Origin of the sequence: Alteromonas aestuariivivens, assembly GCF_003367475.1 — a bacterium.
GTDB lineage: Bacteria > Pseudomonadota > Gammaproteobacteria > Enterobacterales > Alteromonadaceae > Alteromonas > Alteromonas aestuariivivens.
Map to the genome: position 1 here is coordinate 50707 of NZ_QRHA01000006.1, position 12691 is coordinate 63397.

The 12691-nt window shown below is 52.8% G+C and carries 11 protein-coding genes; 3 read left to right on the forward strand and 8 right to left on the reverse strand.

Annotated features, from left to right (window positions below; all coding sequences use genetic code 11):
• Nucleotides 1-17: 17 nt before the first annotated feature.
• The 3 genes from DXV75_RS09160 to DXV75_RS09170 all read right to left on the reverse strand — a co-directional run bounded on the left by DXV75_RS09160 (nt 18) and on the right by DXV75_RS09170 (nt 4674).
• Nucleotides 18-2210, reverse strand: coding sequence for a bifunctional rhamnulose-1-phosphate aldolase/short-chain dehydrogenase (locus DXV75_RS09160; RefSeq protein WP_115593115.1), 2193 nt, complete (start codon nt 2208-2210; stop codon nt 18-20).
• Between the two features lie 312 nt (nt 2211-2522).
• On the reverse strand, nt 2523-2861 hold the full coding sequence (locus tag DXV75_RS09165) for a 5-carboxymethyl-2-hydroxymuconate Delta-isomerase (RefSeq protein ID WP_115593116.1): 339 nt from the start codon (nt 2859-2861) through the stop codon (nt 2523-2525).
• A 142-nt stretch (nt 2862-3003) separates the two neighbouring features.
• The gene (locus DXV75_RS09170; RefSeq protein ID WP_245953162.1) at nt 3004-4674 is read right to left on the reverse strand and encodes an acyl-CoA dehydrogenase family protein; all 1671 of its coding nucleotides are present in this window, start codon (nt 4672-4674) and stop codon (nt 3004-3006) included.
• A gap of 71 nt (nt 4675-4745) precedes the next feature.
• On the opposite strand from DXV75_RS09170, the gene DXV75_RS09175 reads away from it, so the two are divergent.
• Entirely contained in the window at nt 4746-4949 is a 204-nt protein-coding gene (locus DXV75_RS09175; protein WP_115593117.1) for a hypothetical protein, read from the forward strand.
• A 94-nt stretch (nt 4950-5043) separates the two neighbouring features.
• Here the strand turns inward: DXV75_RS09175 and nhaC are convergent, their stop codons facing one another.
• The gene (gene nhaC, locus DXV75_RS09180) at nt 5044-6459 is read right to left on the reverse strand and encodes a Na+/H+ antiporter NhaC (RefSeq protein WP_115593118.1); all 1416 of its coding nucleotides are present in this window, start codon (nt 6457-6459) and stop codon (nt 5044-5046) included.
• 222 nt (nt 6460-6681) lie between these two features.
• On the opposite strand from nhaC, the gene DXV75_RS09185 reads away from it, so the two are divergent.
• Nucleotides 6682-7803: a hypothetical protein gene (locus tag DXV75_RS09185; RefSeq protein WP_115593327.1), complete on the forward strand. Its 1122-nt coding sequence runs from the start codon at nt 6682-6684 to the stop codon at nt 7801-7803.
• A gap of 46 nt (nt 7804-7849) precedes the next feature.
• Here the strand turns inward: DXV75_RS09185 and DXV75_RS09190 are convergent, their stop codons facing one another.
• Nucleotides 7850-9226, reverse strand: coding sequence for a GntP family permease (locus tag DXV75_RS09190; RefSeq protein ID WP_115593119.1), 1377 nt, complete (start codon nt 9224-9226; stop codon nt 7850-7852).
• A gap of 100 nt (nt 9227-9326) precedes the next feature.
• Here DXV75_RS09190 and DXV75_RS09195 point away from each other — a divergent pair, with 100 nt between their 5' ends.
• Complete coding sequence (locus DXV75_RS09195; protein WP_281268913.1) at nt 9327-9845, forward strand: gluconokinase; 519 nt, start codon at nt 9327-9329, stop codon at nt 9843-9845.
• On the opposite strand, the gene DXV75_RS09200 is transcribed toward DXV75_RS09195, so the two are convergent.
• The 3 genes from DXV75_RS09200 to DXV75_RS09210 form a co-directional block, all read right to left on the reverse strand.
• The gene (locus DXV75_RS09200; RefSeq protein WP_115593121.1) at nt 9832-10176 is read right to left on the reverse strand and encodes a carboxymuconolactone decarboxylase family protein; all 345 of its coding nucleotides are present in this window, start codon (nt 10174-10176) and stop codon (nt 9832-9834) included. The two genes, DXV75_RS09195 and DXV75_RS09200, sit on opposite strands and share 14 nt — an antisense overlap.
• A gap of 74 nt (nt 10177-10250) precedes the next feature.
• Nucleotides 10251-11477, reverse strand: a complete 1227-nt coding sequence (locus DXV75_RS09205) for a threonine/serine exporter family protein (protein WP_115593122.1) — start codon at nt 11475-11477, stop codon at nt 10251-10253.
• A gap of 158 nt (nt 11478-11635) precedes the next feature.
• Nucleotides 11636-12691: a PepSY-associated TM helix domain-containing protein gene (locus DXV75_RS09210; protein WP_115593123.1), complete on the reverse strand. Its 1056-nt coding sequence runs from the start codon at nt 12689-12691 to the stop codon at nt 11636-11638.

The following is a 12691-nucleotide window of genomic DNA, read 5'->3' on the forward strand; positions in this document are numbered from 1 at the left end:
TGTCCTGTATTGTTCGATTAGCGTAAGAACGCTTCGTGAAGACCACCGTCAACACTGATAATTTGCCCGGTAGTTTTGCTCAACTGGCCAGACACCATAAGATAAGCTGCTTCAGCCTGATCTGCCGGAGTTATAGGTTGCTTTGTCAGGGTGCGCTGTGCGTAAAAGTTAGCAAGCTTGTCGCGTAATACGTCATCAGAATCCTGTTCGGAAAACTCAACATTGTATTTTGCCAGCGAGGCAATTACGCGGTCACGTGGGAACATGGTGCTGCCTTTAACCACGGTTGCAGGCGCAAGTCCATTCACGTTAACCAGCGGTGCAAGTTCCACTGCAAGTTCGCGCACAAGGTGGTTGGCTGCTGCTTTTGACGTGTCATAAGCCAAAGAGCCTTTCTTGGATACCGCCGCATTTACACTGGTGGTTAATACCAGTGCGCCCGGCAGACCTTGTGCCTTCCAGATTTCGTTTGCTTCGGTGCCAACGATGTAACCACCTTTGACATTCACCGCGAAGCTTACATCGAATTGCTGGTCATTGCTCATGCCTGCCTGGCCGGGAGCCAAAAAGACACCGGCAGTAACAATAACTTTGTCAATGCCACCGTAGGCCAGCGTAACCTGATCAAACATTGCTTTTACGCTTTCCCGCTTGGTGATGTCAACGCCCAGGGCAATAGCCGGGCCACAGCTGGAGATTCCGGTACCGGCTACGCCGATACCCTGACCGTAGATTGAAGTTAACTCGTCTGCGGTTGCCTGTGCTGCTTCCAAACGCAAATCAGCACACACAACGTGAGCGCCTTCTTTGGCCACACGGAAAGCCGTTTCTTTACCAATGCCATCGCCAGCACCAATAACAACAACGACGTCTCTGGCCAATGGTGCTTCTTTCGGCATACGTTGCAGTTTGGCTTCTTCCAGCGCCCAGTATTCAATGTCGAACGCTTCCTGCATGGGCAGTGCAGTGTACTCACTGATGGCTTCAGCACCGCGCATAACTTCAATTGCGCAGTTATAAAATTCAGTGGTAACACGGGATTCACTCTTGTTTTTACCCCAGCCAATTACGCCGACGCCCGGGATCAGAACTACTGTTGGGCTCGGGTCGCGCATCGGCGGAGAATCTTCGCGCTTACAGGTATTGTAATAATCGATGTAATCCAGGCGATATTGATCTATGCCTTTCTCGAATTTTTCCACCAGTGTTTCGAAGCTGTCCTGCTGAGGGTCAAAGTCGACGTACAAGGGTTGGATTTTGGTGCGCAGGAAGTGATCCGGGCAGGATGTACCCAGCTTTGCCAGGCGCGGGGCGTCAACACTGTTAACAAAGCGCAAAGCAGTGTCGTCAGATTGTACGGTGCCAATGAATTTGACCTTGTTCGACAATAGTCCACGGGCAACAGGCAGGAATTTGCTTAACAGTTCATTTCTTTCCTGCTCCGGCAGGCTTTGATACTTGGCACCACCAAAGGTGTCTTCACCCTTGTCGTGCTCTTCAATGTACCGTGCCGCAGTCTCGATAACCCACAGTGAGGTTTCGTAACAGCTCTTGCTTTCACTGTTCCAGTTGGTATGGCCGTGCTGACCCAACAGGATCCCTACAATATCTGGATTTTCGGCATAGGTTTGCTCACACACTTTGGCCGCTTCCCAACCGGGACGCATCCAGGGCACATACGCCATTTGTCCGCCCCAGATAACTTCGGTCAGTTCACGCTGGTCTTTACAGGACGCCACGGCAATGACCGCATTTGGGTGCAGGTGGTCAACGTGCTTTTCTTCAATCATCGAGTGAAGCGGGGTATCAATAGACGAAGCGCGCGGGTTCAGGCAGAAGTTACAGTGTTTGAACATGCCCACCATGGCATCTTCACCTTCAGACTTATAGCCTTTGTTCGGGAATGACTGGTAGGTGTTGTCCAGAGCGCGCAGTTTGTCCTGGTACAGCGAGGAAAAATTTTCTTTGGTTGCGGTGCGCAAATCACCGCCTGAGCCTTTTACCCACAACACTTCAACCTGTTCTCCGGTCAGAGGGTCGGTTTCCATGAGCTTGGCTGAGGTATTTCCTCCACCGGTATTGGTAATTCTCTGGTCTGCACCGAGGATGTTTGAACGGTATACAAGGCTTCCTATTGGAGTTAACTCATTTGCTACAGCATCATCCCAACTGTAATTTACAAACTTAAACTCTTCTTTTTTGATCGGCATCTTGCACTTAACTCCAATATTATCAAAGTCGTTATTAAAAGATCTTGGCATCAAGTAAGGTACTTGATGTTACACCTCAAATGAACATAGTCAAGCATTATAGCTCATAAACGCTCACGTTTGGATCGATTTAAACCAATAAAATTTACATCTCATTCATAAAGGCGCATAAAAATAAAACACAATTTGCATCATGTTATTGATAGCAAATAAAAATTCGCATGCGAGGGGCGTTGTGGAGTAACTGAGTGGGGGAGAGTTAGTTTGGACGATTTTGATGTGAGCTGAAAATAGAGTGTGCGCCTGATGTATTCAGGCGCGTTTTGCATAACAGCTTTTGTTCATGTCCTGAACGTCCACCGACAAGGCAACGGAGTCATCGGTAAGCGCGCAAAGAGCTTCAAGTATGGAGACTGAAAGGGCGGATTTTTGTTCGTCGCTCCGGCCTTCAAGAATGCTCAGGGTAACGTGTATGAATTCCGCATCCTTTCCACCAACCAGATAGTATTCACAGGCAACGGCACGGGTTTTAATTGCTGCAGGTGAAAACAGCCCGGAGCCAAGCGCAGCGTTGTGAACGGTACTGACGATAGATGAAGGTGATAGTTGGGTTTCAATTGGCCTGGCGTATTCGATCACACAATGGGGCATGGCAGGGGTCCTGTATCAGTAGTGGGGGTAAGCACGGGTATTACGATGTAGCGTAGAAATAGCATGCTTAAGGTATCGAGTGCCATGGTTTTTACTGGAAAAGTTAAACCAGTGTGCATTCCGGAATTCTCTGGCTGTGGGGCTACAGATGTGGCATTGCCCGTTTGATGATGGCCGGCAGGTCAATGTTCCTGCAGTTCAGTGTACCAAACTGGTGGTATTGCGCGGGGGCAAGTCGGCTGTCGACAAACGCCTGGGCGATAAGAGGCTCTCCATATTTGATCAGGGTCGCTGCCTGCCAGGCCAGCGCCAGTTGCTCCATTCTCTGGCGCGCATGGGAATGTAAATCCTGTGAATCACGCAGATTTTGGATAACGTCATCCAGATATTGGTCGTATCCAAGATATTCGCCACGCGCTGCAATCAGTTCCCGTTCCATTGCTTCCATGCTGGCGGGTTCCCGTTCAATGATGCGCAGCAGGTCCAGGCACTGAATATTGCCGGAGCCTTCCCATATGGCATTAACCGGTGCTTCACGATAGAGGCGGCTGGCGACGTTTTCTTCCACGTAGCCAACTCCGCCAATGCATTCCATGGCTTCATAGGTGTGCTGTACCGCCCGTTTGCAAAGCCAGTATTTGCCAATCGCTGTGGCGCAGCGCACCAGTGAGGCTTGTTCGGAGCCATCAGACTGGTCCAGTGCGTGCGCTACCCGCATGCTGACCGCCAGCGCTGCCTCTGCTTCAAGAGCGAGGTCGGCCAGCACGTTTCGCATTAGCGGTTGTTGATGCAGGTTTTTGCCAAACGCATCACGCCCGGCAGTGTGCCAGATTGCTTCCTTGGCTGCCTGGGCCATTAACGCACTGGAGCCCAGCATACAGTCGTAGCGGGTTAGTGCGACCATCTGAATAATGGTGGCAATGCCTCTTCCTTCCTCCCCCAGCAGCCACCCTTGTGCACCGCGCAGTTCAATCTCGGCACTGGCGTTGGAACAGTTACCCAGCTTGTTCTTCAGGCGCTGAATGTGAATAGGGTTTTTACTGCCGTCTTCGCACCAGCGGGGAACCAGAAAGCACGAAAGCTGTTCTCCGGCTTTGGCCAGCATTAGAAACGCATCGCTCATGGGCGCAGAACAAAACCATTTGTGGCCGCTGAGCGAGTAGCGCTGTCCGGGCCCCGGTTTGCCTAAAGGCGTGGCGTTGGTGGTATTGGCGCGCACATCCGACCCGCCTTGCTTTTCGGTCATCGCCATTCCAATGGTGACGCCTGGTTTGTTGTACCAAGGGCGGTTTTCAGGGGCGTATTGCGGTGCCAGTATTTTAGGCAGCCAGCGCTTTGCCATGTCTGACTGTTGGCGGAGTGCCGGAACACAGGCAAAGGTCATGGTGAGTGGGCAGCCTGATCCGGGGTCTGCATGGGTATGTAAATAAGCCAGACCAGCGCGTACAACATGTGCACCCGGTTGAGGTTCGGTCCAGGGCAGGCTGCAGTGACCTGATTCGATGGCATGAGCCATCAGCTGATGATAAGCCGGGTGGTAGGCTATTTCATCAATACGCCTGCCAAAGCGGTCATGAGAACTTAATTCCGGGCGATGTTTATTAGCCAGAAAGCCGGCGGCCAATAAATCATGGCCCACCCTTTCACCGAATTTGCTAAGCCGCGCATCACCCCAGTCTCCATCAAAACGCTTAACCCAGAACTGTAAAATCCGGTCGGCCTGATAGACGTTGTAATTTTCCAGCGGTGCGGGCTGGTTAAATACCCGATGGGTTTCCCCGCAACCGTTTTGTTCTGGGGGAGAGTGGCGCATCCGTAGCATTCCTGATGGCGAACAGTCTAGGGTGTGTTTATCTTTGTTCATTATTTATATTGGAAACTAAAATGGCTGAGAACAAGGCGTCGGTGACGCAGTTTGGCAATCCAAATAAGTCAGCGACAACGCGGCTATCGGCCATTTTAGGTGCAACCCGCTGGGCAGTGGCCATTATTGCGCCGTACTGCCCACAAATTCGCTCATTTAGACCCACTAAACCTCACTCATTTGCGATTGCCTGGCGCAATAATGACCAACTGCATAAACAATGAACAAAGATAAACACACCCTAGGCTAACAATGGATGCAGGAGGGTAATTTCGCAAGTTTCCCATGCCTGTTCAGTGCGTGGGTCTTGCCACGTTATCAGGCTTGTGGGTGCACTGCTTTTTGCTCCGCACCGGGATTTTCATCGCGGAAACTGAACCAGTTGGTATAGGCGTAGATCACACTGATAACGAGTACCAGAATGTGATACCACAGGAACGGCAGGTAGGTGCCTGTCGCCACGCCCAGCGTGGTTGCCATGAATACACCGCCGTCAGTCCAGGGGATCATGGGGGTTGTGATAGTGCCACCGGCTTCTGCGTTGCGCGACAGCACCCGGCGATCTATGCCCATGGCCTGGTAGTTCTTACCGGTTATGGTACTGGCAGTGATCAACGCAACATAGGCTGCACCACCGAGCATATTGCCCAGAACGCCGGCCAGTATGGTGGAGACTCCCAGCCGTCCGGGTGTGCTGGCCCAGTGTTGCAGGCGATTTGCAATGGTAGCGAGTACACCAGTAACTTCCATCAGGCCCCCCAGGCCAAGTGCCAGGATCACCAGCAGAATCACTTCCAGCATTGAAGTAATGCCGCCGCGATTGAGCAGGATGCCAATGAACGAATCACTGGTGCTGATGACATTGCCCCGGTAAAGGGTTGTCAGTGCTTCTGTCAGGGTTTTGTCGCTAAATCCATAAGCCCAAACCACACCCAGTAATGCGCCCAGGAGGATCACCGGCACTGCCGGCATCTGCATTATCAACAGTGCTACTACCACCAGCGCAGGTATCAGCATGTACCATGCGATAGGGTAAATTTCGCTGATCGTGGCCATTACCTCTTCAGCTCGACTGGTACTGCCGCCCAAATCAAATGCAAAACCGGTGAACAGAAATAAAATGGCGGTAATCAAAAAGGCCGGGCCACTGACGTACAGCATGGACTTGATGTGAGAAACCAGGCTGACCCTGCACAGGGATGCGGTCATCACGGTAGTATCCGACAGGGGCGACAGTTTGTCGCCCACGTATGCGCCGCAGATGGCGGCGCCGGCGACCAGGGGCAGTGGCAGGCCGAACCCTGCGCCAATTCCCATCATTGCGATACCCGCTGTGCCAACAGTTCCAAAAGAGGTGCCGGTAGCAACCGAGGTAACCGAACAGATGATAAAGGCCGCAAACAGGAAGATGTCGGGGCTCATAATGGACAAGCCCAGATATATGATATTGGGTACGACGCCGCCGGCCATCCAGCTGCCAATCAATGCGCCCACGGCCATCAGGACCAGTATGGCATCCATACCCTTACTGATACCCTGAATTAGCCCGTGCTGCATACGCGGGTAACTGACGCCATTTACCTTTCCCAGAGCCATAATGAGAAACCAGCTTGCCAGCAAAGCTATCTGGATGGATTGAGACAACACCTCGGTCAGCAGATACAAGGTAGCAATGATGCTGAAAACCAGCACGAAAATCTGCCGCATGGAAGGCGAGGGTTGAGGGTGCTGCATAGTGGCTCCGTAGGTTTTGCCGTGCCGATGGCCGTATAAAATTTAATCCGATTGAGGCCAGCATACCCGTGCACCAAATTATTATCCAGTGATATCAGTGGGTTAAATATTGACGCGCGGTTGGAAGAGTGTTCTCTTTTTTGTTCGTTTCTGTGATTGGTGATTTAGCCTGGTTGTGGCACACTGAATCTGTGTGTTAACTGAGGAATGATCATGGACAGGATGCAGCATCGGCCTTTGTTTAAGTACTCCCGGGACCATTCCGCGTTATTTTCAGAACTGGCCCGGTTTCGTAACCTTGCCGCACAATCGCTGGGGCTCACGGATTATGAATTTCATAAAACCCCCAAGTTCATCGGCCCCAACGGTGAACGGCTCACCATTGAACCGGAACGCAGTATTGTGGTGCCGAGTGTGGATTTGTTTAAAGGAGTTCGCCAGATCCTCACAGACTCAGTGCGCAGCCTCACGCCAATTACCCACAGCGAAATAGGGTACCGTTACCCTACGGCGGCTTTAGCAGGGTTGGATGCCCCTTTCATAAAACGCATGCGTTCGGAATATTTCCACCGCGTGGACGAAGACCGTTCAATTTGCCGGCCGGTGAATTTGTCCTATGGCATAAAAAGCCGAGGGAAGGCAGATAACCGCCAGGAATACGAAGTGTGGCTGCCGGACGACGATCCTGATCTCGATCCGTTACCGCTGTTGATTGACAAATACGGAGAGGATTTACCGGACGATGTTCGTGCGTTCGTGCATCAGCCCAGTGCGGTGCATGGCTGGATGGGTGTAAAGCGGGCGGCGTTTGAGGCCCTCTATCAGAACCCTGCAGTGATGGGGGATTTGGTGATGTGTGTAGCGTTTTCGGTTGATGCATACAACATAGGCGCCCGGCCGGATTTGTCGTATTCTCCCGAGGTGGAAAGTTCCATAGCTGTGAGTAATGCCGAGCTGGAATGGGAGGTTATGGGCTTCTATGCTCCCAAAGGCGCGCATCCGGACCATGATTTTACCTGGAACGCCATTAATCACACACTGGCTGCTGTGGGGGCCCCCATTAGCGATGTTTACGCCAGCGTGATCATTCCCATTGCGGAAAGCAAAACCGAACGTATTTTGAGTACCATCCGCAATCAGGGCATTACCACAGAGCATATTGCCTACCTGAATCTGCAGCCATGGGAGTTTTTGCAGACCACCAGTGAACACCGCGTAAAATCCCACGACCCGTCCCGGACGGTTAATCTGCTCGGCAGGTTAAACCGGCTGTTTTATCAGCCGGAGCGTAAACTGCCGTCCATTCAGTATATCCACGACCTTATCTCCCAGGATGCGTATTGAATAAACCTGCTGACGTTTAACGCAACCGTGTTGCGCTGAACGTCAGTTACAGCATCACGCTGAGGCAGGCAGCGAGCACAAACGCTATGCAGCCAAGCAGGGTCTCCATCACTGTCCAGGTTTGCAGCGTGGTCTTTTCGTCCATGTCGAGCAGCCGGGATACCAGCCAGAAGCCGGAATCGTTGAAGTGAGAAAGCACGGTTGCGCCGCCGGCTATGGCGATAACAATAAAGCAGATATCCAAAGATGACAGCCCGGTAGCGGCATCTACTATAGGCGCAATCAGCGCGGCCGTTGTTGTGAGCGCAACGGTGGCTGACCCTTGGGCGACCCGAAGGCAGGCGGCAATCACAAAAGCGGCCAGAATGGCAGGCATACCGGTATCGTTCAGAGCACCCGCTAAAGCGTCACCAATCCCGCCGGCCCGCAATACCCCGCCAAACATCCCGCCGGCTCCGGTGACCAGCACCACCACGCAGATGGGGGCCAGAGATTCGCTGCACAGTTTGTTGAGCTGCCTTTGCCCAAAGCGTCGGCCAAACAGCAGCAGACACAGCAACAACGTGATCAGTAAGGCTACGGGGGTTTTACCAACTAACCGCAGAGCGTCAACCCAAAAGGCCGGTTGTATTGCACCTGCGACGAGCAGTGTCGAGAGTCCGGTATCCAGGAAAATCAGCAGCACTGGCGTAAGCAGTATTGCCAATACCAGGCTGAAGGCCGGCGGTTGTGCATCTGTTACAGGCAGTTCGCCGGGGTCAGAAAACAGGCGGGAAATGGGAAGGTAAAAGCGTTTTCCGGCGTACAGGCCATAGCAATAAGCCCCCAGATACCAGGTTGGAATGGCAATGCAGATTCCACACACCAACAGAAGGCCAAGGTCGGCACCCAGCAATTCCCCTGCGGCCACTGGCCCCGGATGAGGGGGAACCAGAGCATGCATTACGGCAAAGGCTCCCGCTGCGGGAAGAGCGTAGGTAAGTGAGGAGCCGCCAACCCGGCTGGCCACAGACATCAGAATGGGCATCATAACCATCAGGCCTGCGTCAAAGAAAATTGGAAAACCAAACAACAGTGAGGCAATGCCCAGAGCCAGTGGCGCCCTGTCTTCGCCAAAACGCCGGATGAGTGTTTCGGCCAGCACAGTTGCCCCGCCGCTGACTTGCAGTATTTTTCCAATCATACTGCCAAGCCCAACCAGTAACGCTACCGATGCGAGGGTAGAGCCGAGACCGGACAAGAGGGTAGGCACCAGATTTTCAGCCGGGATACCGCAGGCCAGTGCCGTACCTATGCTGACCAGCAGCAGGGCGATAAACGCGTGTAACTGGCACCGTATAATTAAAAATACCAGCGTGAACAGGGCAACCAGGCCCACCAACAGCAAATAGAATGGGCTGGAGTAAAATACGGCGTCTTGCATTGTCAGGCGAACGTCAGTGTGTTGTTCTACCATTTAATGCAATGAAAACGGATGGGGCAACCGGATGGCCGGAGATAATCTGCATAAACGAATAATCGTAATGGGCGTGAGCGGATCTGGGAAAAGTAAGGTGGCTGAGGAGCTTGCGCGGCAGTTGAACCTGGAGTTTATTGACGGCGATGACCTGCATCCTGAAGCCAACATCAATAAAATGGCCCGTGGTATTCCTTTGAACGATGAAGACCGGGCGCCCTGGCTGGAACGCATTCGCTGTGAGATATCCGGGTTTGGGCACAATGACAAAGGTTGTGTTGTGGTGTGCTCGGCATTAAAAAGGCGTTACCGGGAGCAGCTTCGTACAGGCAACCCGGGCATTGTATTTGTGTATCTGCACGGTGAAAGGGCGGTTATTTTGCAGCGCATGCAAAAACGGCAGGGCCATTTCATGCAGGCGAGTATGCTCGACAGCCAGCTTGCCGTACTGGAAGTGCCAGGCCCAGAGGAGAACGATGTGATTGAAATTGACGTTAGGCCAACACTTGAGGAAGTGGTCAGGCAGGCTCTGGCGGCATTGTCAGCACAGCCGGAGCCTGGAACAGCAAAAGTTATTTCTGGCTGAATTGTTCAAAGGCCAGCATGGCGTCAGCGGCGTACATCAGCGAGGGGCCACCACCCATGTAAATGGCCATGCCAAGGGTTTCTTCCACTTCTTCCTTCGTCGCCCCAAGATCAACCAGTGCCTTGGCATGAAAACCGATGCAGCCGTCGCAGCGGGTGGAAACCCCAATGGCAAGGGCAATCAGTTCCTTGGTCTTTTTATCCAGCACACCATCCTGAGTGGCTGCCTTGGCCATGGCGGAAAAACCCTGCATGGTATCCTGAATGTCACTGCGCAGTGCTTTCAGATTGGTGGAAATTCGCTGGGTAATTTCGGGGTAGGATTTGGACATGACTTGTTTCCTGTATTTATATTAGTTTCGCCTAATATTATTAGGGCAAGCCGGTCAAAATTCAAATCGCAGCGCTACAGTGCTTTTTTGGTTGGCATCACCACGTTGGCGAATATCAGCCCGGCAACCAGCGACATGAAAATCAGAAATACGTCCTGGCCGATGTGATCGGCCTGCACCAAATCCTGCCCTGAGATAAAGGAGTTTAGCCCGATGTAGGTTTTGGACCCGGGTACGAGCACAATCAGACCGTGCATACCAACAATGGTGGATGGCTGGTTGGTCAGCCGGGTAAACGAATTGGCGAACACGCCAAGAGCAAACGCCCCCACAAAGGTACCCAGATTCTGCTGCATGAACTCTGATGCCCATACGGTGGTGCCATAGGCCACAAACGCTGATGCGATGGCCCAGGGAATGTGCTTCAGACGGGTGCGGAATACCGCCACCAAGGCCAGACACAGCAAAAACACCGACAGCCAGGTTGCCCAGTAGGGCAGTGATTCGGCGGGCAGGTACTGGTTCTCTCCAAACAGGCTGAAGCCGGTGGCCACGCCCAGAAAGGCGCCAAAATAGAGTTTGAACAGCTGCATGATGGCATCCATGATGCGGGCAGTGCCTGACACCAGATTGCGTGACGATAACTCAGACAACCCCATGGTAAGAGCAAGCCCGGGTACCAGTATGATTACTGAGGAAAGCACTATCAGGGGAATGTTGATCCCCGGATCAAGATAGCGGCTGATGGCACAGGCCATGATTCCGACCACAAACGAGGTTACGGGTTCGAGCATCAGGTTTACGCGCTTGGAGTGCTGTGCCCATAGGCTCCAGAAATAAGTGATTAACCCAAGCATGCCGGACCAGAAAATTTCAGACCAGCTCGCCCCCATCAGCATTGCAAAAGCTCCGGTTGCAAGGCTAAAAGCACAACCGGTAATGAACTTACCGTAGGGGCTAGGCATTACGTCAATTTCATCCAGTCTTGCATCGGCCTGTTTGAGGGTCAGAGAGCCTGCGAGCAACTGGCTGGCCAGGTCGTCGGTCAGAGAAAGGGCATTCATGTCCAGTTCGCCGGGTTGAAGGCGCGCTACGTGAGTATATTCGTCTTCATGACGGTCACTCCAAATCACTACGGTCAGTGACGTGGGCGTGGACACAAAAGACGCATGAACCCCCAAATAGTGAGCGACTTCGGTGAGAAATGCTTCCAGCCTGAATGCCGGGGTACCGTATTTGTGCAGCATCTTACCCAGCTTCACGATGAATTTACGGATTTGAATGAATTCCTGGGTGTCCACAGGTCGGTTCCAACTGAATTGACGAATATGTCGGGTGGTGAAAAGATGACCGAATTCTAGGGTCTAAACGCGCGTTGCGCAAACCACTTTTTTGTCGGTTTCGCATTAGCAAAAGTAATTTAAAGCGCAGATGGGTTCTGCGCTTTAATGCTTCGGGTTCAGTGGGGCAAAGCTCCAGTTTTTTTGCGGTTAATAAAGTATAAGATGCCAGTAAGTGGCAGCAGAATGAGTGCTAATCCGGCTAAAAGAACCATTACCAGCATTGGGGCACCGCCGATGGCTGCCACGTGCATTGGGTAAATGGTGTGTGAAAGGCGGTTGCCCAGCACAGTGGTGCGTACATCTCTGAGTTCCAGCAATTCGCCATTTTGCGCATCGAAGGCCAGGTAGTTGCGGCCATTGGGATGCCATTCATCAGGGTGCTTCAGGCGCATGCGGGATTTGTCCAGATACACCAGTCGAATGTCTGCTCCGGGCATCAGTTCCTGGGCTCGAGCAAATCGGCTTTGCCAGTCCAGAGCGGGGGCGGGCGTGTTATCTGGCGTTGGCGTAGCGCTGCCGGCAAAAGGCAGCAAGCGGTTTAAAGTCTGATTAACAGGCTTGGCATACATAATGGCGCTGCCTGTGGTTAACGACAGGGTAATGGGCAACCAGATTAGGACTCCGGTACTTCGGTGCAGCTGCCACAGAGTTTGCAGGCCGCGTTTGCTCCACGGGCGGTGCCACCGAACCGCAAGATGACGGCGGCTGATTTGGTGCCGGGGCCACCAGCGTATCAGCCCGGTGACAATCAAAGCCAGGCTGGCCAGACCCAGCAGGCCGAGCAGTTTTTTGCCGGTATCACCAAGCGCCAGATGATGGTGAAGCTCAACCAGCCAGCTAATCAGATCACCATGCGGTTCACGTGTTAAAACCGGGCCGTCGGCGTTGAAGTACCAGTGAGTTTTGTCTGACGTAACCACCTCCAGCCAGGGGCGGTCTGCGGTTGGGAGATAAGCAAAGCCTTCTGATAAAGGGGAGGGGAGTGCATCCAGCAAGCTGGCACTTTGCGGGGGCGTGACTGGCTGCGGCAGTTGTAACTGGGCATACTGCCATTTCAGCAATGGCACTTTAAACAACAGAACTGAGCCGGTTACTGCCATAAGCAGTAACCAGCCCGCCAAAATCAGGCCCAGCCACTTGTGCAGCGCACCGGACCAGTTGCGCAGTTTCAT